This window comes from Providencia rettgeri, assembly GCF_001874625.1.
Taxonomy (GTDB): Bacteria; Pseudomonadota; Gammaproteobacteria; order Enterobacterales; family Enterobacteriaceae; genus Providencia; species Providencia huashanensis.
The window spans coordinates 2,024,072-2,049,591 of the sequence record NZ_CP017671.1; the positions used below are offsets into that span (position 1 = coordinate 2,024,072).

The 25,520-nt window shown below is 38.3% G+C and carries 24 protein-coding genes; 9 read left to right on the plus strand and 15 right to left on the minus strand.

Annotation, left to right across the window (positions count from 1 at the left end):
• Positions 1 to 76 precede the first annotated feature (76 nt).
• The 5 genes from RB151_RS09265 to RB151_RS09285 form a co-directional block, all read right to left on the minus strand.
• The gene (locus tag RB151_RS09265; protein ID WP_071548004.1) at positions 77 to 508 is read right to left on the minus strand and encodes a carboxymuconolactone decarboxylase family protein; all 432 of its coding nucleotides are present in this window, start codon (positions 506 to 508) and stop codon (positions 77 to 79) included.
• A gap of 166 nt (positions 509 to 674) precedes the next feature.
• Positions 675 to 1,445, minus strand: coding sequence for a DeoR/GlpR family DNA-binding transcription regulator (locus tag RB151_RS09270; RefSeq protein ID WP_042844145.1), 771 nt, complete (start codon positions 1,443 to 1,445; stop codon positions 675 to 677).
• Positions 1,446 to 1,448: 3 nt separating this feature from the next.
• A complete protein-coding gene (locus RB151_RS09275) occupies positions 1,449 to 2,405 on the minus strand; it encodes a D-threonate 4-phosphate dehydrogenase (protein ID WP_042844362.1) in 957 nt (318 codons plus the stop codon).
• A 16-nt stretch (positions 2,406 to 2,421) separates the two neighbouring features.
• The gene (gene dtnK, locus RB151_RS09280) at positions 2,422 to 3,696 is read right to left on the minus strand and encodes a D-threonate kinase (protein ID WP_042844144.1); all 1,275 of its coding nucleotides are present in this window, start codon (positions 3,694 to 3,696) and stop codon (positions 2,422 to 2,424) included.
• Positions 3,697 to 3,706: 10 nt separating this feature from the next.
• The gene (locus tag RB151_RS09285) at positions 3,707 to 4,660 is read right to left on the minus strand and encodes a 2-keto-3-deoxygluconate permease 1 (protein ID WP_042844142.1); all 954 of its coding nucleotides are present in this window, start codon (positions 4,658 to 4,660) and stop codon (positions 3,707 to 3,709) included.
• Between the two features lie 827 nt (positions 4,661 to 5,487).
• Between RB151_RS09285 and RB151_RS09290 the strand changes: the two genes are divergently transcribed.
• Entirely contained in the window at positions 5,488 to 6,771 is a 1,284-nt protein-coding gene (locus tag RB151_RS09290; protein ID WP_042844141.1) for a dicarboxylate/amino acid:cation symporter, read from the plus strand.
• A 66-nt stretch (positions 6,772 to 6,837) separates the two neighbouring features.
• Here the strand turns inward: RB151_RS09290 and RB151_RS09295 are convergent, their stop codons facing one another.
• Positions 6,838 to 7,725: a LysR substrate-binding domain-containing protein gene (locus RB151_RS09295; protein ID WP_042844140.1), complete on the minus strand. Its 888-nt coding sequence runs from the start codon at positions 7,723 to 7,725 to the stop codon at positions 6,838 to 6,840.
• Positions 7,726 to 7,846: 121 nt separating this feature from the next.
• Between RB151_RS09295 and RB151_RS09300 the strand changes: the two genes are divergently transcribed.
• The 3 genes from RB151_RS09300 to RB151_RS09310 all read left to right on the plus strand — a co-directional run bounded on the left by RB151_RS09300 (position 7,847) and on the right by RB151_RS09310 (position 10,432).
• A complete protein-coding gene (locus RB151_RS09300) occupies positions 7,847 to 8,590 on the plus strand; it encodes an aspartate/glutamate racemase family protein (protein ID WP_071548005.1) in 744 nt (247 codons plus the stop codon).
• 261 nt (positions 8,591 to 8,851) lie between these two features.
• Positions 8,852 to 9,796, plus strand: a complete 945-nt coding sequence (locus RB151_RS09305) for an SPFH domain-containing protein (RefSeq protein ID WP_042844138.1) — start codon at positions 8,852 to 8,854, stop codon at positions 9,794 to 9,796.
• Positions 9,797 to 9,982: 186 nt separating this feature from the next.
• Positions 9,983 to 10,432, plus strand: a complete 450-nt coding sequence (locus RB151_RS09310; protein ID WP_042844137.1) for a GNAT family N-acetyltransferase — start codon at positions 9,983 to 9,985, stop codon at positions 10,430 to 10,432.
• A gap of 177 nt (positions 10,433 to 10,609) precedes the next feature.
• Here RB151_RS09310 and RB151_RS09315 read toward each other — a convergent pair whose 3' ends face one another.
• From RB151_RS09315 to RB151_RS09325, 3 genes are read right to left on the minus strand one after another with little or no spacing between them, the layout of a single operon-like run.
• Entirely contained in the window at positions 10,610 to 11,866 is a 1,257-nt protein-coding gene (locus RB151_RS09315) for a PTS ascorbate transporter subunit IIC (RefSeq protein ID WP_036958647.1), read from the minus strand.
• A gap of 11 nt (positions 11,867 to 11,877) precedes the next feature.
• Positions 11,878 to 12,165 carry a PTS sugar transporter subunit IIB gene (locus RB151_RS09320; protein ID WP_042844135.1) on the minus strand — a complete coding sequence of 96 codons (288 nt, stop codon included), beginning with the start codon at positions 12,163 to 12,165 and terminating at the stop codon, positions 11,878 to 11,880.
• Between the two features lie 21 nt (positions 12,166 to 12,186).
• Positions 12,187 to 12,633 (minus strand): PTS sugar transporter subunit IIA, encoded by a 447-nt coding sequence (locus RB151_RS09325; RefSeq protein ID WP_042844133.1) that lies wholly within the window; start codon positions 12,631 to 12,633, stop codon positions 12,187 to 12,189.
• Between the two features lie 230 nt (positions 12,634 to 12,863).
• Between RB151_RS09325 and RB151_RS09330 the strand changes: the two genes are divergently transcribed.
• Together RB151_RS09330 and RB151_RS09335 are read left to right on the plus strand one after the other, a co-directional pair.
• A complete protein-coding gene (locus RB151_RS09330) occupies positions 12,864 to 13,898 on the plus strand; it encodes a LacI family DNA-binding transcriptional regulator (protein ID WP_042844132.1) in 1,035 nt (344 codons plus the stop codon).
• A gap of 253 nt (positions 13,899 to 14,151) precedes the next feature.
• Positions 14,152 to 15,045, plus strand: coding sequence for an endonuclease/exonuclease/phosphatase family protein (locus RB151_RS09335; RefSeq protein ID WP_071548006.1), 894 nt, complete (start codon positions 14,152 to 14,154; stop codon positions 15,043 to 15,045).
• 67 nt (positions 15,046 to 15,112) lie between these two features.
• Here the strand turns inward: RB151_RS09335 and RB151_RS24300 are convergent, their stop codons facing one another.
• Positions 15,113 to 15,403 (minus strand): hypothetical protein, encoded by a 291-nt coding sequence (locus RB151_RS24300; protein ID WP_048606965.1) that lies wholly within the window; start codon positions 15,401 to 15,403, stop codon positions 15,113 to 15,115.
• 1,121 nt (positions 15,404 to 16,524) lie between these two features.
• On the opposite strand from RB151_RS24300, the gene RB151_RS09345 reads away from it, so the two are divergent.
• Positions 16,525 to 16,848 carry a hypothetical protein gene (locus RB151_RS09345; RefSeq protein ID WP_225832900.1) on the plus strand — a complete coding sequence of 108 codons (324 nt, stop codon included), beginning with the start codon at positions 16,525 to 16,527 and terminating at the stop codon, positions 16,846 to 16,848.
• 118 nt (positions 16,849 to 16,966) lie between these two features.
• Here the strand turns inward: RB151_RS09345 and RB151_RS09350 are convergent, their stop codons facing one another.
• Both RB151_RS09350 and RB151_RS09355 read right to left on the minus strand, forming a co-directional pair.
• Positions 16,967 to 18,595: an FGGY-family carbohydrate kinase gene (locus tag RB151_RS09350; protein WP_071548007.1), complete on the minus strand. Its 1,629-nt coding sequence runs from the start codon at positions 18,593 to 18,595 to the stop codon at positions 16,967 to 16,969.
• Between the two features lie 45 nt (positions 18,596 to 18,640).
• Complete coding sequence (locus RB151_RS09355) at positions 18,641 to 19,369, minus strand: SDR family oxidoreductase (protein WP_042844127.1); 729 nt, start codon at positions 19,367 to 19,369, stop codon at positions 18,641 to 18,643.
• A gap of 237 nt (positions 19,370 to 19,606) precedes the next feature.
• Here RB151_RS09355 and RB151_RS09360 point away from each other — a divergent pair, with 237 nt between their 5' ends.
• Positions 19,607 to 20,635 carry a substrate-binding domain-containing protein gene (locus RB151_RS09360; protein WP_071548008.1) on the plus strand — a complete coding sequence of 343 codons (1,029 nt, stop codon included), beginning with the start codon at positions 19,607 to 19,609 and terminating at the stop codon, positions 20,633 to 20,635.
• A gap of 65 nt (positions 20,636 to 20,700) precedes the next feature.
• Here RB151_RS09360 and fetB read toward each other — a convergent pair whose 3' ends face one another.
• Complete coding sequence (fetB, locus tag RB151_RS09365; RefSeq protein ID WP_042844124.1) at positions 20,701 to 21,477, minus strand: iron efflux ABC transporter permease subunit FetB; 777 nt, start codon at positions 21,475 to 21,477, stop codon at positions 20,701 to 20,703.
• 12 nt (positions 21,478 to 21,489) lie between these two features.
• Positions 21,490 to 22,140 carry an iron efflux ABC transporter ATP-binding subunit FetA gene (gene fetA / locus RB151_RS09370; protein ID WP_071548009.1) on the minus strand — a complete coding sequence of 217 codons (651 nt, stop codon included), beginning with the start codon at positions 22,138 to 22,140 and terminating at the stop codon, positions 21,490 to 21,492.
• Positions 22,141 to 22,633: 493 nt separating this feature from the next.
• Here fetA and RB151_RS09375 point away from each other — a divergent pair, with 493 nt between their 5' ends.
• Entirely contained in the window at positions 22,634 to 23,398 is a 765-nt protein-coding gene (locus RB151_RS09375; RefSeq protein ID WP_410054824.1) for an SDR family oxidoreductase, read from the plus strand.
• 98 nt (positions 23,399 to 23,496) lie between these two features.
• Here the strand turns inward: RB151_RS09375 and tkt are convergent, their stop codons facing one another.
• Positions 23,497 to 25,506 (minus strand): transketolase, encoded by a 2,010-nt coding sequence (gene tkt, locus RB151_RS09380; protein ID WP_071548011.1) that lies wholly within the window; start codon positions 25,504 to 25,506, stop codon positions 23,497 to 23,499.
• Between the last annotated feature and the right edge of the window lie 14 nt (positions 25,507 to 25,520).

Consider the following 25,520-nt stretch of genomic DNA (forward strand, 5'->3'; position numbering starts at 1 on the left):
CTTATAAATTATTAGATAAAACTAAAATACCAGTTTGTGATCAGTAATCGATGGCAAACTGGCTGATTGTTATTAATTATTGCCTTAGTGCGATTGCTATGCGATTAAATGCACTCATTAACCCAATGGCTATAGTAAGGTCTGAAATTTGTACATCGGTAAAATGGGTTTTTAGTGTTTCAAATAGCTCATCCGATGTACCACTTGTGGCGATATTCACAACCGCTTCAGTCCAAGCTAATGCGGCTCGTTCTTTCGGGTCGAAATGATGGCTAACTTGCCAACCTGCTAGCGTGTCAATTTTTTTATTTCTAACCCCCGAAGAGCGTAAGGAATTGGCATGCATATCTAGGCAAAAAGCGCAGCCATTGATTTGAGAAACCCTTAAGTAAACAAGTTCAACAAGTTCTTTGCCTAATCCACTTTTATTGAGTGCATTTTTACAATCAATAAGCCCTTTATAGGCATCAGGGGATAATGTCGGATAAGCCAGTCTTAGTGCACTCATGGATAATTCCTCGTAAGTTCCGTTATTAGATAAATACAATATTAAAAATATTTTTATGAATCTTTTATTAGTCGGGCTTTTAGTCATATTTTTATACTAATTTTAAGTGAGTATATACTTATTCGCCGACGAAGAGGAGTGATGGTTGTATAGGCTGCTTAACAGATTAATTACTGGGGACCAGTAATAGTTTAGCGCTACAAGAGTGACTAAATTGCTGTTGAACATCGGGAGGAAGGTGATTGTCTGTAATAATATGAGTCAGTTCATCCATTTGGGCAACGCGAAATAATGACCATTTCCCGTACTTGCTGCTATCCGCTAACATAACAGATTGTGTTGCATTTTTAATAAGATCACGTTTTAGACCTGCTTTTTCTTCAGTTGGTGTCGTGATCCCTTTACTCAAGCTCCAAGAGTTGCAACTAATAAATGCAATGTCAGGGTAGATACTACGAAGAAGGCTTCGTCCATGCTCACCGATGCAGGATTGGCTGCTATCATCAATACGCCCACCAATAATGGTTACTTCTATCTGTTTAAACTCGCAAAGGAAAAGGGCAATGTGAAGGTCGGCGGTCACAACGCGCAGCGGCATATGCGTTAGCTCGCGAGCTAGCTCAAGCATAGTAGTCCCAGCATCAAGAAGGACAGTGTTTCCCGGTTCAATTAAACGGGCTGCTGCTTTTGCAATAGCCCGCTTTTCTCTTAGGTTACGTTGGTTTTTTTCGACTGTCGTGGGTTGCACTGGAATAAAACGATTTAGCGTTACCCCACCATGAGTGCGAGATATAACCCCAGTTTCATCTAGTTTAATTAAATCACGCCGGATAGTGGCCGCAGAAACAGATAATGCTTGTACAAGCTCATCAACAGTCACAAGGTTATGCTGTTTAAGGTACTCAAGTATTAAATCCAATCTATCCATTGTGCTCATTGATTACACTACATTCATTGCAAGTTTAAGGGAAATAGCCATGCTTTCAGGGTTTGCTTTGCCTGTCCAAGCAATATCAAATGCGGTTCCATGATCCGCAGATGTGCGTAAGAATGGAAGGCCAGCAGTGATATTAACACCATCATAAAAACCTAATAATTTTAATGGGATATGGCCTTGGTCATGGTACATTGCAACAACCATATCGTACTGCCCTTGATAAGCTTGTAAAAATACAGTGTCTGGGGGACAAGGACCATACGCATCGATGCCTTCAGACCTTACCTGTTCTATAGCAGGTTGTAAATATACGATTTCTTCGTCACCAAATAAACCGTTTTCTCCAGCATGGGGATTAACCCCTGCAATAGCAATACGTGGTTTTTCAATGCCAACTCGTTTTAAAAAATCCGATGCAATGCGAGTCACAGTAACAACACGTTCGCTGTTTAATGTGTCTAAAAATTTTCGTAATGCGATATGGGTTGTGACATGAATGACTTTTAATTTTTCAGTGTAAAGCACCATGGCATAATCTTTAGTATTCGTTAGCTGGGCAAGGAGTTCGGTATGCCCAGGATAATTATGCCCTGCAAGGTGCAAAGCTTCTTTATTTAATGGCGCAGTAGCAATTGCTTTAACGTCACCAGCCAGCGCAAGCTCAGTTGCTCGTTTGATACAGCGAAATGCTAAGTCACCGGCTTGTGCTTGAACTTTGCCCGCGACAAGTTCATCAGGGGCAGCTAAAGGTTCATCAATGATATTGATAGTATCGGCCGAAAACTGGGCTTCATTGATATTGTTTATGATATTAAGTTTTACTTGAGGAACCAAACCCGATGTAATTAAACGTTGCATTGTTGCTGCACAACCAATAACAACAGCGGGAGCTCCTGCTAATTCACCTTCGGCAAGGGATTTAACGATAATCTCAGGGCCAATTCCCGCAGGGTCACCCATAGTAATAGCAACGACATTATTTTTCACAATAAATTTCCTCAATATATTTGATGGCTTCGCATAAAGTGGTTATTTGGCCAAACCCTCCCGCTTTTGTTATGACGGGCAAGTCATCGATTTCACTATCAATAAAGGTGCCACAAGGTATACATGGCATAACCTCAGATTGGATTCGATAACCTTTTGCTCCCAAAGTATTGGCAACCGCAATAGCGATATCACCACCAGTTAAAAAAAGTCCCCCGATGCTGGCAACAGACAGCGTGTTTAATGTCAGCAAACTAATAAAGTCGCTGATTGTTTTTCCCAATTCATTACGCGTCATGCCATAGGTTATGCATAGCTCATCAATATGATGCCTATCTTGCACATCTCGACTACTACGTATGATGGTGTGTTTTTGTTGGTTTAATGTATGACTAACTTCTTTAATGAGTGCAGCCATGTAGTCATTTTGTGTATTGGATGCAAGGATCTGTGTTACATCAATATCAATGACGCTGGCATTACAGTGTGTTTGTGCATAATTTACTTGCTCAATGGTCGCGCTACTCATGGAGCCTGCAACGATAAATAGCGGTAATCCTCGCCTTTTACTCATAAAATTATCTTCAGGTAAGGCATTTGCAAACCCAGCGGCTCCGACTAATAGGCAAGGTTCAACTAATGAGGAAACGGCCTCAGCGATTAAGGTTAAATCACGCTCATTTTCGGCATCGGTAACAATAATAGTTGCTTGTGTAGGCGCTTGTGTTTGTAGCCATGTTGCGAACTGCCCTGAACGTATTTGTTCTAAAGAGATCTCGATCACGGGAAGAGCAGTTTGCTGATGAATTATCGTTTGTATACGTGATGAAACTACGGGCGTTTTTGGGTCAGATGCGAACTCAGTTTCTATCAGTGGTTTTCCATTAACTAAGCACTCACCGTTTAAGGTTACTCGTCCAGCAGCAGGAATAGCTGCGGCAACAATAGCGAGTTTAAGATTGGCTTCAGACATAACCGTTTCAATTTCTATGCCGATATTACCGCGGAATGTTGAGTCAATTTTCTTATAAATTAAAGGCTTTTCAGTTTGTGATAAAAAGGGTTTTAAGCTACCTCGGAGATTATCCGAGGCAGTTTCTGCATTTAGTGCACGGCTTTCGGTGTTGAGCACCACGACATCAGCAAACCACGAATGTTTTTGTGTGCTATCGAGTAATATCTCAGTTCGAGCCTGTTTTTTTGCAAACTGGACGCCAGTATCATTGGCGCCTGTAAAATCGTCCGCAATAACGAGTAGTTTCATGACGAATTCCTCACTCTTCGGCAGCTTGAGGCTGTTTAGCTTGTTGACGTTTAGCGACCCAAGACGTCAGAACTGGGGTTAAAATGGCCGTTGTGATCACCGAGGCTGCAATCAATGGGGCTGCAGATAGCGCAATCGCTTCAAGGGATGGGTCTGCTTGGGCGATTGCCAGTGGCGTTGCAACGGCATTGCCAGCGGTACTTGATGCGGCTGCGCCAGCAATACCTGAGCCGCCAACTAAACGGTCAGCTCTGATATTGAACCAACCTCCAACAAATGTGGTGAGGGCACCTAATAAAATTCCCGCTAAGCCCCCTTGTAATAGCATTTCTAAGTTGATCCCTGCACCTAATGCGAAAGCAAAGAAAGGGATTAATATTGGCCCGCCTTTTGTCAGGAAGTCACGCATATGCGGATCTAAGTTACCTAAAATCATACCAACAATCAGTGGGACGAGAACTGCGACTAAGGCCATTAAAGGAATATTTGCCATCCCTGCGGCACCTAATGCGATCATGGTAAAGAAAGGGCCATCATTGAGAGATAAAATTGAGATAGCACCGACATCCCGTTTGTTACCAAATTCCCCCACTAACGCAGCGTATAAGCCACCATTTGAATTACTCATAGCAGCAATAATTGCAACGCCAGTTAAACCAAAGATGCCATCCATACCAAACAGGTAATCGACACCGAGCCCGAGAGCGATGGCGACAATTAATTTTGTTAATGTGATTGTACCGCCTTGTAATAGGGCTTGAGGGGCTGCTTTGAAGCTAATGCCTGCCCCCATGCACAGTAAAAACGCCCCTATCAGTGCGGGAGCGCCATTTTTAAATAGTGAAGTGGTAAAGCCTCCTATTTCGAGAGACTGGGGTGCAAAGGTATTGATCAGAGCACCGATGACTAATGGCACAACCATCATGCCGCCAGGTATACGTTCTATCGATTTTTTTATTTGCATGGTTTTCTCCGCCATGATTTATTTTAGTCATAATGATTGTATTCAATCAAAATAAAACAGCAGTGACCTAGATCTCATTAATGATTTTTAGTGGGGAAGTATCATTTTTACTCATAAACAGCCTTTTTATCGTTAAATATAGTGAAATGACTTCAGAAATAGGGCGTATGGAGTGCACTGATACTTTGATTGAAATCGATCATGTTGACTATTTAATGACTACAATCATGCACATAAGCTTATTGATGGCATATTAGCTAACATTTCTTGGTTCAAATTTAACGGGATAAAAGTCGTATTTTAAAGGAGGAGTTGAATAGGTGAGATAATAAGCGTTGCTAAATTTAACTGTTCACTGACTATAATAATTAGCATTACCACTTCTATTTTATGGCTAATTTCCAGATGAATAAATGCAGTAGAAGAAAGGACCACAAGAAAGGATCAGAAGTATCAAAAATTATATAAGTCATACTTGCTTTAGTTAAGTAGATAGCGGTCTTTAAACTTATTTTTATTCAAACAGTATTTAATCTAATACAGAATTATTTTTATCAACATTGAAATAAAATAAATTTTTTAAATAAAAAGGATAGTTTTTAAAATATAATGTTAGGTTTATTGTAAGGTCTATTCTATTTAAAGCCTTATATCTCAGTGTGTTAAATTAAATTATTGTCTTATGCATTTTTTGCATGGTATTTCGCCCATTTGCATTTCTCTTTAAGTTAAAAAAATGTAACTATCGATTTCAGGCTCAAGAGTCGCATCCAATAAAAGGTTATAGGTGATAACTATGACTTTAAATAAATAAAATAGGGGTACGAATGAACAGACACAAACTCATGAAACAAATTATGATAGCTATTATTCTAGGTATTATATTAGGATGGGGTTTTCATAATTATGCCGCATCAGTAGAAGAAGCAAAAAATATCGCATCTTATATGAATATTATTACTGATGTTTTTTTACGTTTAATAAAAATGATTATTGCACCACTTGTATTTGCAACAATCGTGTCAGGGATTGTATCAATGGGAGGCTCTTCTTCTGTTGGTAGTATTACAATTAAAGCGATGGTATGGTTTATTTCAGCAGCTGTAATTTCATTATTAATTGGAATGGTTTTTGTCAATGTATTCCAATTAGGTGTAGGTTTAAACTTAACTGTTCCAGCGGCTGCGGTAGATAGTGGTTTAAATACATCAGGGTTTACTCTGAAAGCTTTCATCACGCATATTTTCCCTAAAAGCTTTGCGGAAGCAATGGCGAACAATGAAATTTTACAGATATTAGTTTTCTCAATCTTTTTTGGCTCTGGTCTTGCTTTTATTTGTAAAGACAAAAAAAGCCCCATAGTGACTTTAATTGAAGACTTATCTCGCATCATGTTCCGTATTACCGATTATGTGATGAGCTTTGCACCGATTGCGGTATTCGCTGCAATTGCTTCAGCCGTGACGGTTGAAGGTTTAGGTTTACTTTATGACTATGGGAAATTAATTGGGCTTTTCTATATTGCTTTAGCGGTATTGTGGGCAGTACTTTTCTTTGCTGGCTATGTTTTCTTAGGAAAATCTGTCTTTAGTTTGGGGAAATTAATTCGTGAGCCTGTCGCTCTCGCTTTCGCAACTGCAAGTAGTGAATCAGCTTATCCAAAAACAATGGAAGCTTTAAATCAGTATGGTGTCCCTAAAAAAGTGACAAGTTTTGTATTGCCTCTTGGTTATTCCTTCAACCTTGATGGTTCAATGATGTACCAGTCTTTTGCCGTATTGTTTATTGCGAATGCCTATGGGATTGACTTGAGTATCACAGAGCAAATACTTATTTTGTTAACCTTAATGGTAACAAGTAAAGGTATGGCTGGTGTAGCAAGGGCATCTATTGTGGTTGTTGCCGCGACATTACCTATGTTTAGTTTACCTGAAGCTGGGATTTTGCTATTACTTGCCATCGATCAATTTCTTGATATGGGAAGAACGGCAACAAATGTTGTTGGTAACAGTATCTCTACCGCGGTTATATCTCGTTTAGAAGAGAGAAAAGGGCGTGTAAATGAGGAGTCTGAAATAGTGATGAGCGAAAAAACACCCACAACTTTATAGTGATGGTCACTATTATCTAGTTAACGCCCTTCTTATCAGAAGGGCTATTTCTTTAAGCATTGGTAGTTATTGCGCGGTTTGGTTTCTCATAAACTGCCAAAAGCGTTCTGATGAGATATTTAACCTAGCTTCGGTTCGATAGATATAAACCCCCATAGTGACTGATAATTTTGGGTCTAAAATAGCCAATTCATTTTTTTCAAGTTCATTTTTAATTGAGTAATCAGGTAACCAACCAACGCCGCTACCTGTTAGTATCATGCGTTTTAATACATCGCTCATAGATGAAACAAAAGAAAGTTCAAAGGGAAGGTTATCTGATTTATTGATTAATTGGTTGACTTGCCTCCCCATATAGCTTTCATCTGTATACTTCATTAAAGGCAATGTTGAGCTATCAATATTGAAAATAGGGCGTTTTTTTTCGTCGCAGGGAGAGACAAGATGTAGCCGGCTTTCTAGTATTTTCGTGTGTAAGAATGGTGATGACATTAACTCTTCGTTATAAAATGATAATATAAAATCACTTTGCCCTTCTTTGAGTTTATGTACTGCTTCATCAACATTTATTGACTCTACAAAAAAAATCTTATCTACATTTTTTGAAAATTGTGAAATAAAGTCAGGAAGTAAAAATACTGAAAGTGAATGCGCAGCCGAAATATTAATTTTTTGCTTGTCATTATCTATACCTTTAATTCGGTTTATTTGAAAATAAATATCATCAAGTAAATTTCTGGCATAAACAATAAAGCTTTTTCCTTGTGTGGTAAGTTGTAATGGGTTGGTATTTCTATCAAATATTTCAAAGCCAACCGATGATTCAATTGATTGAATTCTTCGGCTGAAAGAAGACTGTGATATATTTCTTTTTTCTGCAGCTAACGTAAAACTTCTACATTCTTCTAGTACAACAATATCGTGCAACCATTTAATTTCAAGATTACTGATCATTGTGTCCTCTAATGGTTTTTAGTTATTAATCTACTATGCAAATTTAGCATGACTTATAGAAACTCTGCAATTACCTAATGCTAACAATATGTCATGATATCATTAATTTGATGGAGGGCTTATGAAAAAAATATTAGGTATGTTAGGGGGAATGGGACCCGGAGCAACCGCGGATGCTTTTATTAAATTAATCAATAATACACATGCAAGTAAGGACCAAGAACATATTCCTATTATTATTGTGTCATTGCCTGATATTCCAGATAGAACAGAAAATATTATTTATAATGGGCCATCACCATTACCAGCAATGATACACTCACTTAAAATACTTGAAAGTGCAGGTGTATCTTGCATTATTATGCCATGTAATACGGCACATTATTGGTATGAGGACTTAAAGAAAGAAATTAATATTAATTTTATCAGCATTATTGATGCAGCATGTAAAAAAATAATTGAGGATAATGTTAAAAAGGTAGCACTATTGGCGACGACAGCAACCATTCATACTAAATTATATCAAGAAAAACTAAATGTGAACAATATTGAATGTATTGTTCCCGATGAGGTTAATCAATATAAAATAATGCAGAGTATTATTTTATATAAATCGGGTGATTTAGCTAAAGCAAGAGAGTTGCTCTATCCTTATATTAGCCAACTAAAATCACGTGGTATTGATAAGTTTGTAATGGGTTGCACTGAAATTCCTTTAATATTAGAAGAGCTTTCAAAAAATAACCCTGAGGATTTTATTGATGCAACAGAAGCATTAATAAAAGAAGCTATTAATTGGTATACTATCGATGAGAAAAGAGAGGTAGATGAAGAAAAAACAAATAAATTAATTGAATTTCATTGAAAATTATCATTCGCCATCACTGGGGTAATCTGATAAACATAAAAACTATTAAATAATAAATATATAATAATGCATTGTATAACATGTAATTGTGATTTTTTTGCATTCAATTTTTAATTGACTGTAATTTGAGCTGTTTTATCTTGTTGGATAGATGGGTTAGCCTTTAACTTTAGGAATATTAGACTTGTAGTTGTCCGATAAGTAGTGACAATAGTCGGTTTATTATAATGACTAATATTGTTAGATAGGGATTAACTCATGCAATTTAAATCAATGGTTAAATTGGTTGTTGGTGCAGTATTGCTATTTGTAATCGGTATTATTGGTATTAATTCATATACAATTGTGCAAGACGGTTCTGTTAAAGTGGGAACATTTCTAGGTAAAGTAGACCCTGTCGCTTATGATGCAGGTTTGCATTTCCCTATTAACCCATTTACTACTTTCGATACATATTCGACGAAAGACATTCGTGTTTCATTAAAGGAATTAAGAGTGCCTTCACAGGATAAGCTAAAATCGATTGTCGATATTACTGTAATGCTACAGTTTGATGGTGCTAAAGCACCAGTATTGCGTATTAACGGTGGTACTGAAAGTGAGGCATTGGATAAATATGTACGCCAAAAGCTTATCTCAACCATTCTCGAATTTGGTAAAGACGTCGCTAATGCACAAGACCTGTATACGGCTGATACACAAAGGAAGCTTCAAGAGTCTATCCGTGATGCAATTCAAGGGTATGCATCCCCATATGGGTATACAATAAAAGAAATCATGATCCAAGATATTACTCTACCAGAAGTTGTTCAGGAACAAGTGGTCAACACTAAAATGCGCCAAGAGCAGATCAACCAAGCGAAAGCAGAAGCCGAAAAAGAGCGTGAGTTAGCACAGAAAAAAGTGGTGATTGCTGAAGCTGAAAGGGAATCAGCGGAACAGCAAGCGATAGCGAGGGAACGTAATGCGCAAGCAAGTTCTTTTGCGATGCGTCAAGAGGCTGATGCAAAATTATATGCGGCTCAGAAGGAAGCAGAGGCTAATGCGATATTACAACGCACAATCACCCGTGAAATGATTAACTGGAAACAGTTAGAAATTGAACAAATTAAAGCACATAAATATAAAGGTGAAGTGCCTAACATTGTTGTTGGCGCAGATTATGACGGTAAAATGATTATGGATATGCGAAATAGCCAATAATCAGCACTGATTAACAAAAACTATATTATTGAAACCAGCTCTATTCATTTAGGGCTGGTTTTTTATTTTACTGAGCACAATTGACGCGAAATCGACCAACGACTTGTTGTCTAATAAGCTTCCCCGATTATTTAACAACAGAAATTAACCGGTATTTAGCGGTATTAAAAATTAGGTAAAATATCTATGGTTCATATTGAAGAAATAACAAAACTCAATTTTTGGGATGTATGTGAACTTACATCAAATAAAAATGGTATTGCTACCGTATTAGAAGAGCACGTATGTTGCAATGCATACTCAATAGCGGAGTCTCACTATTATCCGGAATATATCCCCAAAGCACTTTATTGGGATGATAAATTAATTGGCTTTTTTATGTACAAAATAGTTGATGAACAGCCAACTCATGCTTTTATTTGTCGTTTTATGTTGGATTATAAATACCTTGGTAAAGGTTTAGGAAAACAGTCTTTTTCTGCAATTTTGGTGTATTTAAATAGCTTAGGAATACGAAAAATCTCTCTTGGGTTAGATGAGGAAAATATGATTGCTAAAAAAATATATTGCAGTCATGGGTTCAGCTTTACTGGTGAGATTATTGATGGTGAGCATATATATGCTTTGAACCTATAGGCATTAAAGTCAGACTTTATCGCTAAGGTGGTAGCTCTAATTTGTATTTTTGTGATAGTTATTTGATAGTTGTGCTATATCGTAATCAAGTAAACAAGGAGTTGCTGTGATGCTTAATGTTTCTGGATTAATCAATGACTCCCCAATAGTATAACAATATTGGGGAGTTTATGTGTTTTAACGAACAATAATACCTAATAAAATTCCGATTGCACCAAAGTCAGCATCACTGAATGTAGTGTTAGCAATACCAATATCACCCAGAACAGGTAATAGGAATACAGGTAAGAAAGTAATCAACAAGCCTTGAGCAAACGCACCTAAAATAGCCCCGCGACGGCCGCCTGTTGCGTTACCGAATACCCCAGCGGCTGCACCGACGAAGAAATGTGGGACAACACCAGGAATAATGACGGTCATGTTTAATGCATACAATACAAACATGCCTAAAACACCTGCTGCAAAACTACTTAAAAAGCCTACTAATACAGCATTTGGGGCATATGGGAATACGACTGGGCAGTCTAAAGCGGGTTTTGCATTTGGTACTAATTTGTCAGAAATCCCTTTAAATGCAGGAACTATCTCGGCAATAACCATACGCACACCTTGCAGAATAATATAGACGCCCGCAGCGAATGTAATAGATTGCATCAATGAGAACATGAACCAATTTTTACCGCCACTGACTTCACGTACAAAATCACCACCTGCAAATAAGCAAGTAATAATGAAGATAATGAACATGGTAAATGAAATGGCGACTGGAGTATCACGTAGGAATAATAAGCTTTTTGGTACATTCATATCTTCGGTAGAGTGTTCTTTATTACCGAATTTGCTACCAATAAAGCCGGCCAATACATAAGAAATTGTCGAGAAATGGCCGATTGCAACATCATCTGAGCCCGTGACTTTTTTCATGTAGGGGTGAGCGATTGCTGGGAAAAAGACCATACAGAAACCAACAATCAGTGAGCCTACAGTAACCAGTAAGGTTCCTTCCATTCCTGCTGTAGCTAAGATCACTGCAATCATCATTGACATGAATAGGGTATGATGACCGGTTAAGAAAATGAATTTCCAAGGCGTCAGACGAGCAATCAAAATATTGATTAACATCGCAAAGAACATAATCATTGCCATTTCACGGCCGAAGCTTTTTTGTGCAATGGAAACAATTGCTTCGTTATTCGGTACAACACCATTTATACCAAATGCATGTTGGAAAATAGCTGAAAAATCACCTAATGAGCTTACGACTAGACCAGCACCTGCACCTAAAATGACAAAACCCATGATGGTTTTAATGGTGCCTTTAATACATTCAGTCACCGGTTTTTTCTGCGCTATTAAACCGATAAGGGCGATTAAACCGACTAAAATAGCAGGTTCAGATAAAACATCCTGCATCAGAAAACGAAAAAATGACATAGTGCCTCCGCTTACATTGCACCAAGTTTTTGTAAAGCAACAGACAGGCGTTCTTTCATCGCGACTTTGTCAATCATGTTATCGAGCGCTACGATTTCGCCACCAACTTGTTGGGCAACCAATTGCTCTGCAATGTCAGTTGTTCCTACAAAAATATCGCTTACAGTTCCTTTTGCTGAGCCTAAATCGACGTGATCTACATCAGCACTTACTTGTAAGTCTTTCAAAATATTTTTGATGCTCATTTCCATCATCAAACTTGTGCCTAAACCATTTCCACAAACAACAGTAATTTTCATAATATTTACCTTAATATTTAATTATTCATATTTAGCGATGATGCTAAGAATGTCATCTACGTTTTCTGATTGCATGATGCTGTCTATATCTTCTTGATTATCAAAAAGCTCCGCCAACTTTGCGATAGCGCCAATGTGGCTGTTGCTATCTGTTGCTGCGAGAACAATTAATAACTTAACTGGGTCGTTGCCTTCAGAACCAAATTCAACGCCTTGTTTAATAACAGTTAAACCTAGTGATAATTGATTTACGCCATCTTCTGGGCGTGCGTGTGGCATCGCAATGCCAGGTCCTAATACATAATAAGGGCCAATTTTCTCATGTGATTTAATAATGGCATCAATATATCTTGGTTCGATGAATTTATTATTAACCAAAGGGCTACAGGCGATTTTTATCGCATCTTGCCAATCAGTGGCGCTTTCGACGACCTGAATGACGTTAGGGGTCAGTAATGTCGTTAGCATAGAGTTACTCCTGGTATGCTGAATTTTTATCTTTTTTAATGGTTGAATGAATAGTAGTGATCTATGGTAGCGCTATCTAGCTTAAACTTTCATTTTCGTGATAGCGCTATCATTTTGAATAAAAATAGCGAACAAATACTAATTCAGGACACTTGTTGGCTGATTAACAAATTCAACCTATGGTAAGTTACTCGGGTTAATAATAAGTTTAGGCTAATTAAAAGTATTTTATGGAAAAAACACGAAAAAGAAAAAATACAGGGCGAGTCACGCTGCAAGATGTTGCAAAATATGCAGGTGTTGGGTCAATGACAGTATCCCGAGCGCTTCGTACGCCTGAATTGGTTTCAGACAAATTACGTGAAAAAATCAACGAGGCAGTTGAAGAACTGGGTTATATTCCAAATTCAGCTGCGGGTATTTTGGCGTCAGGCCAAAGCCGAACAGTCGCCGTTTTAATTCCGTCGTTACGTGATAATGCTAGTTCGGTATTTCTACAATCATTACAAGAGGTTTTGAATAAAAATAATTATCAAGTTGTCATTGGTAGTCATGACTATCAGCAGAAAAAAGAATCTGAAGTTTTATCTACATTATTACAGAGTAACCCTGCGGCCTTGATCATTTTTGGTGCGATTAATTCAGAGGGGGTATACACCTACCTTAAAAATGTAGATATACCTGTTATCAGTGTTGCAGGGGGAGGGAGTCATCCATTTACATTGAATATTAAAAGTAATATAGGGGAAGCGGTTAATTTTTTAACACATTATATGTTACAAAAAGGGTATAAGAAGATAGGCTATATTGGCGCTCAAATGGATAATAAAATGCAAAGCCAGCAACTAAGTGGCTGGAATAAGGCCATGCTCGAATATAACCAAAGTGCAGATCAAAGCATTACGACTCCTTATGTTGCTACCATGGATTTTGGACGTCAGGCAATTAGCGAAATGCTAACTCGTCAGCCTGAACTTGAGGCTGTGATTTGTAGCCACGAAATGATTGCGTTAGGGGTTATTTTTGAATGTCAAAGGCGCTTGATTAAAGTGCCGAAAATGTTGGCTGTTGCTTGTGTTGAAGGGTCCGCAAATTGCGACCATATTCACCCATCCTTGACTTCGGTACGCATTGATTATAGCAAAATGGCGAGAGAAGCTGCCAAGAAGTTGCAAAGATGGTTAGCGGATACTGACGGTGATCTTTCACAGAGACAAGAAGAAGTCATTTTCCCTTATAAGTTCGAAGCTAGGCAAAGTGCATAGGGGGGTATCGATTTAGTCACACTATTTTGTTATTTAACTGTCTCTTAAACAAGAAATTCTATAAGAAGTCACTTTTTTGTTCTAAAAAAGATTGTTTTTTTGGCTCTCAAAATAAGATTGTCGACTTGGTCACTGCATCATTCTTATTCCTTGCTACAGTATATTAGTAGGTCATATTTCACCTGTACTTAAGTTTAGACTTTTGACGGGTATTGACCTCTTTATAGCTTTAGACAATAGCAGGGGAAATATAATGAAATTATTAAAAACAGTTATTTCTACCGCAATTTTAGTTTCTTGCGGTGCATTAGCAACAACCACGGGGTCTGAAGTACTTAAGGTGCAAGACGGAGGTACGCCGAATAAGGTCTATACCGCGAATAAGCCTACGATTAAAGTTGCAACTTATAATATCGGAAAGAACGAGTTGGCATCAGATGTGAAAAATTTCGATGCTTTAAATAAAGCAATTGCGAGAATTGATGCAGATGTCATTGTTTTAACCGAAATTGATAACAAAACGGCGCGCAGTAAACATGTTAATCAACTGGAGGAAATCGCTAAGGCTAACAAGATGCACTTTGCATTTGGTAAAGCATTAGATTTTGATGGTGGTGAATATGGCGTAGGAATTTTATCAAAATATAAAATTGAAAAATCAAAAGTCATTAACTTGCCTTCAGGCGATGCGGAGCAACGTGTTGTATTATTATCTCAGATAACAAAACCGGGTTTTGATGCGCCAATTATTATAATGGGGACTCATCTTGATTGGCAAAAAGACCCAACAGTGCGTATTGGGCAGGTTCGTCATATTTTAGATGCGAGCATTGGGGATACAGACACTGGTTTTGATAATATAGCTGCATCAATAAAAATATTAGCTGGTGACTTTAACTCAACGGCTAATGAACAACCTATTCAAGAAATCCGTTATATGTGGCAGCCCGTTGAGAAAAAAGGGACGGATTATCGTAGTTGGCCAGCAGTTAATCCAGCGATTGACATAGACCACATTTTTACATTTAAAGGGCAAGTGTGGAATGTAAATGAAATGCAAATACCAACGGATAGCGAAGAGTTTCAATGGTCAAGTGTCAGTGACCATCTGCCAGTGATAGCGGAATTGGAGTTACAAGAGCAGTAGATAGGTAGGTAAAACGGAGTTGTATCGGTAAAGGCCTCATTTGCAGGCCTTTGTTACATCTGTACTTTCATTGTTTCTGAAGCAATTTCTGTCTCTGAATATAACGTTTTTCAGCTATTTCCAAATAACGTTCAACGGTTGAATATATTTGTTGACGTTGTTCCGATAACTGTGGGTCATTATCTAAGGCGGAAGAGGTTTGTTTAATAAACTCAGCAATATAGCTTTTAATACAACCAAACTGATTAGCCACATTAGCATAATAGTATTGGTAAACATAAGATTCTTGAGAATGGCTTAGGTCTGTATTGTTTTTTATATTGTTGGTTGCAAGCAAAAGTAATTGAATTTGTGTCATGGCATACCCTTTTTCTTTGGAAGGCAATGCTACCTGAATTTGAAATTTAAATTTGTCATTTTTAGTCGGAAAATTTTATGTATTAGTTTAATAGGGGGTTTTTATAGGAATATTCTGTAATTTGGGTTAGTTTAACTAGACGAATTGGGAGATGTTTGAGGTACACACAAGATTTAAATCATAATGATATCGTTAAATATTCTTATGGTTTATTTGTTAAATTATTGTATTAATCTGTTTTTTATCACTTTCAAAATGCTCATTGCAATCTCATTATCGATAATTTTCAATTATTAATCAATTCATTACGATATTTTTTGTTTTGGTTTTTTGGCTGTGGGCAATATGGGATGTAAAATAATATTGATAATGGAAAGGTAATGACGCTACTTATGAAACTAGTAGAAGAAGATAACCTAACTTTCCTTTTGATTGTAATTTATTGATTTATATTTACTTTTATCTTTTGTGTGTTTTTCTTGGAAGAGATAATCTTATTTATAAAATTACTCAATAATAAAATAAATAAATAATTTACTCATATACTGAGTCTATATACGCATTATATGAGTTTATTAACAATTAGACACACTAATTCTTAATTCGAATTGTTTAATAATATATTTGAAGTGATTACTATTAAATGATAATTAACAATTAAGTCCAATTATTGTTTCTATCATATAAAAGAGAAACGCTTTTTGTGAAAAAAATACAAATTGAAACAGTTAATCTTTCGGGTACTATTTATATTTTTAGCTTAATGCTGGTATACTTACTCATGTGATGGGTAAAATAAAGTATAAATACGAATAACCTATATGAAACTAGTTGTGTCTATTTACGTAGATTATTACTATTACGGAAAATAGCGATTAGGTCAAATGCGGTTGCCTAATAAGGTATTCTTAAGTAGGTAGTACCATCTATTATTAAATTAATTCTTATTTACTTACAATTAGCTAAAAATAACTACTCAGGTATTTTTGAGAGAAGTACTGTTGTGTCATTTTGGTCAATTGGCTGTGTCATTGCGTTTATGAGAGCTTAAAAACATGAATATCATAAAGTTGCTCACAATCTTATTGTTAACTGGGTGCTCTTTTATTTTAGGAGTAACGATGAATTATGCTCCAACACCTGATTTGGTAAAAATGGCAAAAAGTAGTGTGGAAGATTACTTGTCTTATCCTGAATCTGCGTCATTTAAAGGAGTGAAATATAATTTTATTCGGCAAACAGCAGACAAAGGGGACTTAGGCTATGTTTGTGGCGAAGTTTTTCGCGTAAAAAATGCTAAGTTAGAAGGGTACAAAAAATTTATTGTGAAAGCGTATACCTATAATGATGGTAGAGTCACAATGTCTATTCCAATGGTTGAAGGGGACTATGACTTATTACCGATGGAGATGGTAAATGCATTATGGCAAAAATATTGCTTTTGAGATTAGTCGGTAAGGGCTTTTTATCCGTTCAACATACAAATAAACAGGGAACAGAGAGAAGAAAGCCATAAAGCGGCTTTCTTCATTATAAGGCTAGATAAGGCTAGCTAATAGTTATTTAACCTTTTAACTCTCTAGCGCATTTCTGTAAGTGTAAAAAAGACGCAAACCGTATATCGTGATGCGCTTTATAGGCCTTATTCGGGTGGTAAGTTAAATCAATCGCACTAAACTTATTCATAGCCTGTGCGACATCATTACAGACTTTTCCTGCAACAGCACCTAGGATAGCGGAACCCAGCAATACAGGTTCACTTGCTCGGGTTGAAATAACTGGCACACCACATGCGTCTGCAAGTAATTGGCGGATTAGTGGGTGTTGACCCGCTCCACCACTAATAACGATATTTTCGATTGAAGCACCTGATTTAGCTTGTGCTTCAATAATTTGCCTCAAACCATACCCAATACCACAAACACCGGCAACATAGAAAGACAGTAAATTTTCCATGCTGTTATCCATTGTTAAACCTGCAATCACAGCTCTTGCATGTGGATCGGCAAAAGGCGCTCGGTTACCTAGAAATTCTGGGACAACATGTATTTTTTGTGCTAGTTCAACGGATTGAGAAGGAGAATCAGCTTTTTCTAGAACTAAATCTGCTAGCATGACAGGTAATGATTTCCCTTGTCCTTTGGCTGTTATTTGAGCTTGCGCTGAGGCTGGGTGTAATGAAAGCAGTTGGTCTATTGCAGCACCAGCGGCACTTTGTCCCCCTTCGTTTAACCACATACCAGGAACCATAGCGCTATAATAAGGCCCCCAGACCCCAGGTATAAAAACAGGTTCTTTGGTGGTTGTCATGGTGCATGAAGAGGTACCAAATACATAGGCCATATTTGCAGTTGCATCACCGTTCACACCTACAGTCCCAATCCCTCCTGCATGAGCATCAATCATACCGGCAGCAACAGGAGTGCCTGCGAGTAAGCCCATTTGCTGTGCGGCCTGTTCTGTTAACCCTGAACCACAAGGCGTGCCCGGCTCAACGATTTGTTGCCCAATGCGGGAGAAATTTTCTTCGACCAGTTCAGATAAACCAGCTTGTTGGAAATAATCAGCATCCCAACGTTTTTCATGGGCAAGGTAGGTCCATTTGCAGGTGACGGTGCAGGTTGAGCGTGCCAGTGAACCCGTTGATTTCCATGTCAAAAAATCAGCTAAATCAAAAAACTGCCATGCGTTATCATAGGTTTGGCGTAAATTTTCTTTTAACCACAATATCTTTGGTGTTTCCATTTCTGGAGAAATTTTGCCGCCCACATAATTTAAAACGGGGTGTTTTAACTGGTTAATACGCTCTGCTTGTTCAGTCGCTCGATGATCCATCCACACAATGATGTTACGTTCAGGGTCATTCGACGGGCTAACAGTGATCGGGTGCTTATCGTGTCCAATGACGACCAGTGAGCAGGTTGCATCAAAACCGACTCCAACCACTTGTTGTGGTTTTACATTAGAAGAGGTGATCGCTTGTTTGACACAGTAACAAACTGCTTTCCATATTTCATTACTCGACTGTTCCGCAAAATTAGCGCTATCGCGAAAAAGTGAAATATCATGTTTGGCTGAGGCTAGCATATTACCAGCCATATCAAAAACACCGGCACGCGCGCTACCGGTGCCAACATCAATACCAATAACGACATTGTCATTATTATTTAATGAGGTCGTTGGATTACTCATTTTTTCCTCCAAGATGTGGGCTGTAATCTATGACAAGTTGGTAGGTTAGAGATCGACGCTATTTGGAACGATAACTAAATCACGGATAGTGACATTTTTGGGGCGCGTCAACATGAATAAAACGGCTTCAGCCACTTCAATCGGTTGCATTAAACTGCCATTAGCTAATGCCTCATCCATTTTTTCCTGCGGCCAATCGTCGAGTAGTGCGGTGACAACAGGGCCTGGTAATACTGCACCAACACGCACACCATGCTCAGAGACTTGGCGGCGCGTAGAATGGACAAACGCTTGAACGGCAAATTTTGATGCAGTGTAAATTGGTTCCCAGATCACAGGAACGACCCCAGCGATTGAACTGGTGAATAATACATCGCCAGACTTTTGAGCAATAAAATGTGGTAATACGGCACGAACACTACGAAAAGCTGCATTAATATTTAAATTCAATACCTTATCCCATACATCGGGGTCGCCTTCAGCAACGGGCCCACCAATATAGGCACCCGCATTGGCATGGAAGATATCTAAACGACCTGCTTTTTTTAGGATTTCATCTAACATCCCATCAACTTGTTTGGGGTTCATCAAATCGATGACTAATGGAATAGCGTTTTCGCCAAGTTCAGCCACGAGTTGATTCAATCTTTCTTCAGCACGGTCTATCAAAACGACTTTAGCGCCTGCTTTGATCAGTGTACGAGCACACTCAAGACCGATACCAGAAGCGGCACCTGTGATTGCTGCGACTTTGTTTTCAATGGAAATAGCCATAATTTTTACTCCAATTGGATATTTTAGCGGAAATATAAGAATAAAAAGCATTGTGAAATCAATGAAATGACAATGAGTCACAGGAACGGATAGGTGGCTACATATGAAAGACTGATAATATTTTTTTGTTTTATATCAGCTCAGAATTCATCAATTTCAGTTCTGCTCAATCGATGTAGCAGTATTGCGACTTTTCTACTTTGGTGTCAAGCTAGTAAAAAATGGAGATATGAATCTGTGACAAAGATCAGACAAAATAAGAAAACAACGATCTACGACCTTGCAGAATTAGCGGGGGTTTCAGCCAGTGCGGTGAGTGCTGTACTCAATGGAAATTGGCAAAAAAGGCGGATTAGCGCACAGCTTGCACAGAAAGTAATGCGTATCGCGGAAGAACAAAATTATTCTGTAAATAAGCAGGCCAGCTTATTACGCAGCAATAGGTCTAAAATTATCGGCATGTTAGTACCCAAATATGACAACCGTTATTTCGGTTCAATTGTTGAGCATTTTGAGGAAATGGCACGTGAAAGAGGGCTATTTCCTATTATCACCTGTACGCGACGTGATCCTAAACTCGAAATTGAAGCGGCACGCGCTATGCTTTCATATCAGGTGGATTGGTTGATTTCGACAGGGGCAACCAACCCCGATAAAATTACGGAAATCTGCCAAGTCTCCGGCGTGCCTACTTTGAATTTAGACTTGCCGGGCACATTGGCGTCTTCGGTCATTTCAGACAATTATCTCGGGGCGAAAACGCTAACCCAACGTATTTTGCGCAAACAAAAAACGCCACTTATACAGGGCGCCGCTCTAATTTTTATTGGTGGACGTGAGCATGATCATAATACTCGCGAGCGTATTCGCGGGTTTATTGATGCCCATCGCGAGCTAAGCATAGATGTCCCCAGTGAAAATATTTTGGCTTGTGGCTATGCGCCTGAAAAAGCAGAAAAAGCGCTCTCTGTTTTCTTTAAGCAGCATAATAATGACCCGCAAAAGATAGCGGAATGTGGCTTATTTATTAATTCAACAATTTCATTAGAAGGAGTGATGCGTTGGTTAGGGCATAAAGGGTATACTGGGTTACAGCAACCTAATTTAGGTTGTTTCGACTGGGACCCATTTGTTGCATTGCTAGGTAATGATATTGAAATGGTTAAACAAGATGTGCCTACTATGCTTAATCATATTTTTAATTTAATTGATAACGAAAATAGCCAAGCTCAACTGATTGAAGTCTTGCCAGTAGGAATAAGCTAATCCACGCTAATAATGATGATTGAAACCGCCTGCACAAAATTAACTTACAGGCGGGCTATGGCGAATTACTTATTGAGTGTTGTGACTAAGAGTTGATGCCGTTGATTATAAAACTTGGTATAAGTCATATAACCGGCCAAGATAGTTGAAAGGCTGGCGGTTCCCAGTAGCATAAATGTCACCATAATTTGGTATTTGACCGCTTGCAGTGGGTCAACGCCTGCAAAAATTAACCCCGACATCATGCCGGGAAGGCTAACAATTCCAACTGTTTTAGCTGAATCAACCGTGGGGATTAATGATGCGCGAATACTATCGCGGATTATGGAAGCAGAAGCCACTTTCGGTGTTGCTCCCAAGCTCAGCATTTCTTGGATTTGTTGCTGTTGACTGGCAAAACGTTGACCAAGGTTATTAAAGCATAATCCTACGGCTATCATCGCATTCCCGGCTATCATGCCCGTTATAGGGATGACTTGCATAGGCGTAAATTCTATTGCGTTGGATAATATTAGGATAAGCAGCGTTAGGAATGTACCAGATGTAATCGCTATTAATGCCGTAACATAAACTTTATCAATATACTTACTTCTTTTTTTGGCATTCCACGCAGCATTAACGCAAATAAACATGACTAAGGCGATGGTGAGCAGTTTATGATCAACATTGAAGATGTATTTTAAGATATAACCCGCTATTAGTAGCTGGATGATAGCTCGACAGGTACTCCAAATTATATCTTTTTCTAGGGAAAGTTTTTCTTTATGGCTAATAAAAATAGCCACTAAAACTAACATGACCGAAAATGTTAGTGATTCATTGGAGATGGCTGGTTGGTGCACAGTAATATCCTATTATTCTTCATGATGAATGGGAAGGGTAATAACCTCATTGGTATGAGATATTTCATCTTGGTCATGGGTTACCCACAACACCCCGATTTTTTTATCAGTGGTAAGGTGGTGAATAAATTCATTTACTTTGATTTTATTTTCTTCATCAAGGGCACTGGTTATTTCATCTAATAGCAAAATTTGCGGTAAAAATTGTAAGTTACGGATAAGAGAAATACGTTGTTTTTCCCCACCAGAAAGCTCATTGATACCTTTTTCTAAAATAGTTTCATGCAGTGAGAAATAGTTTAAGTCACTTATTATCTTATCTTTATTGAAAGGTAACTTTCTTATTTGGTATGGAAATGCCAAATTATCATATACTGTTGTGCTAAATAAAGCAGGCGTTTGCGTACAGTATGAAACTTGTTGGCGATAGGTTTCTGGTAAAATAGTATTGATATCTTTTCCCTTGAAGGTGATCGAACCTTGAGTGGGGGAAATTAAAGATGCCACTATTTTTAATAAGGTGCTTTTTCCACAACCGGAAGGCCCTGTGATTAATTTGAAATCACCTGCTTGTAGGTTAATCTGCACATTATCGAGAATTGTTTTCCCATCAATGGTATAACCAATATCCTTCAATTGTAGCAGTAAATGGTTTTGTTCCATATTATCAATGACCTATTTAACTAAAATACGCAGTTTAACGCGAATGATACCCATTCCATTATTTTATCTGATGACAGTACATTTACGTTGTTCAATATCAATTTAGATATAACTAATATTATGCGCCAGTTATTGCTAAATTTATACTGTATTATGCAGATAGTGGTTAAAGGACTATCAATAGGGGACTATGATTGTTTTATAATCTGTCATTGTGCTATCGAAAAAATGGATTAAATACTCATGTTAATATAAACAAATAATCAGTTTGAATTTAATTGTGAACAAATGTTCTTAATCTTATTTTTCATTTCTAATAATATGAGAAGTGGCTCATTTTTATAAATTATAAATATAGATTTAAACCTGTAACACTATTATATTAGTAAAACTAAATATTAATTAACTCTCATCGAATATCATGGTGTTTCAGTTTCACCATCGTATTCATATTATATTTTTATTAAATATCACATCATGATGTTAAGGAATTATAATGAAAAAATTTAGTGGATATAACACCAACTTTTCTCTTGATGGTAAAGTGGCCGTGATCACAGGGGGAGCCGCAGGTATTGGGCTCGCCATTGCTCAGTTATATGCCGAGAAAGGGGCTAAAGTTGCCTTAGTTGATAAATCAGAAAAGGTTACTGAGGTAGCTAAAATGCTAGGAAATAGCTTAGGTATTCAATGTGATATCACAAATTCTGAGTCAGTTTCAGAAATGGTTCAACAGGTTTTACAGCATTATGGCTCATTGGATATTGCTGTAAATAGTGCGGGGATTGTGGCATTAGCTCCTGCGGAAGATTTAGCAGAGTCTGATTGGGACTTAACCATGAATGTGAACTTAAAAGGTACCTTTCTTGTTTGTCAGGCAGTTGGTAATATCATGATTAAACAAGGAAAAGGGAAGATAATTAATATGGCTTCCCAAGCAGGGGTCATTGCTTTAGATCAGCATGCCGCATATTGTGCCAGTAAAGCAGCGATCATTGGCTTAACTCAAGTATTAGCGCTGGAGTGGAGCCCTAAAGGGATACAAACTAATGCAATTTCTCCAACTATTGTGATGACGGAATTAGGTAAAAAAGCATGGGAAGGGGAGAAAGGTGATGAAATGAAAGAAAAAATTCCTGCTAGACGTTTTGCTGAACCGTCAGAAATTGCGGCATGTGCGTTATTTTTAGCCAGTGATGCATCTGATATGATCACTGGACATAATTTAGTTATTGATGGTGGATATAGTATTCAATAATTATCTAATTAAAAATAAGCCAAATAATAATGTTATTATTTGGCTTGTAATAATAATTACAAAGTAGGATAACGAATTTTAATAAAACTTAGCTTTAATTATTTATCGGCCTGTAATAATGAAAGTGACATACTAATTAGCTTTTCAATAGTGAAACCAAAATAGTCAAATAACTGCTTAGCAGGTGCAGATTCGCCAAAGCTATTCATTCCCATTATTAACCCATCCAAGCCAACATATTTACGCCAGTAATCATCAATGCTAGCTTCAATGGCAATACGTTGACGAACATGATTAGGTAAAACCTGTTGTTTATATTCATCAGGTTGTTTATCAAAAGTATCAGTGGATGGCATTGATATAACATTGACGTTAAAACCCTGTGCGGTTAAAACCTGCCAGGCTTCAACCGCCAAGGTGACCTCAGAGCCCGTCGCAATTAACAATAACTCAGGTGATTGGCTATTACTTCGTAAAATATACCCCCCACGCTGGATACAGGTAAGTTGCTCAGAGGTACGTGAGTGCTGATGGAGATTTTGCCTTGAAAGGACTAAGGCCGTCGGCTTATTTTGTTGCAGTATGGCTTGTTGCCAAGCAACTGCGGTTTCTACTTGGCAACAGGGCCGCCATACGGAAAGGTTGGGAGTAGCCCGCAATGCGGCTAATTGTTCGACCGGTTGATGAGTCGGTCCATCTTCACCTAAGCCAATCGAATCATGGGTGTAAATCAGAATTTGCGGTAATTTCATTAAGGCGGCCATGCGTACCGCATTTTGAGCATATTCACAGAACATCAAAAAGGTTGCGGTGTAAGGGCGAAACCCTCCGTGTAATGCAATACCATTGGCAATGGCAGTCATGCCAAATTCCCGTACACCATAATGAATATAATTACCCGCAGGATATTCATTGATAGGTTTTGAGCCTGACCAGTAAGTCAGGTTACTCGGCGCTAAATCTGCCGAGCCACCCATTAGCTCAGGTAAAACAGGGCCGATAATATCGAGAACATTTTGTGAAGCCTTACGAGTGGCAATTTCTGCTGGGTTATTATTCAGGTGCTGAATGTACTCATTGATAACTGAACTAAATGATCCGGTGGGTTGGTTTGATAAGCGCTGGTTTAATTGAAGGGCTAATTCGGGATATTGCTTGGCATATTCCCGTAGAGCCTGTTCCCAACGTAATTGCTGTTCAGCACCACGCTCTATTGCATTCCATGGTTGGTAAATCTCTTCAGGGATTTCAAAAGGTGGGTACTCCCAGCCTAATTGTTGACGCGTTAATGCAATTTCATCGTTCCCAAGGGGAGCACCATGTGAACTCGCTGTTCCCGCTTTATTGGGGGAGCCATATCCGATAGTGGTGCGACAAATAATCAATGTTGGTTTAGAGGTTTGTTGATGGGCTTGCTCAATCGCGGCTTTAATTGCAGGACGCGAATGCCCATCAATGGCTCTAATAACATGCCAACCATAGGCTTCAAAGCGTTGTGCGGTATCATCGGTGAACCAGCCTTGTACATCACCATCAATAGAGATCTGGTTATCGTCATAAAAAGCAATCAGCTTATTGAGCTTAAGAGTCCCTGCTAAAGAGCAAACCTCATGGGAAATCCCTTCCATCAAGCAGCCATCACCGAGGAAAGTATAAGTAAAATGATCGACAACAGGGAAACCTGAGCGGTTAAAGGTAGCCGCTAGTGTTTTTTCCGCGATAGCCATTCCCACTGCATTTGCAATACCTTGTCCCAGAGGGCCTGTGGTGGTTTCAACTCCCGGTGTGTAGCCTAATTCAGGATGACCAGGTGTTTTTGAATGTAATTGTCTAAACTGCTTTAAGTCCTCGATAGAAACATCATAGCCCGTTAAATGAAGCAAACTGTATAGCAACATTGAGGCGTGGCCATTTGATAACACAAAACGGTCGCGATTAGGCCAGCAGGGGTCGGCTGGGTTATGTTGTAAGTAGTCTCTCCATAATACTTCAGCAATGTCTGCCATCCCCATAGGGGCACCTGGGTGACCCGAATTTGCCTGTTGTACAGCATCGATTGAAAGAAAGCGGATTGCATTTGCTAATTTATTTTGTGTTTGTGTGCACATAACAAAACTCCCAA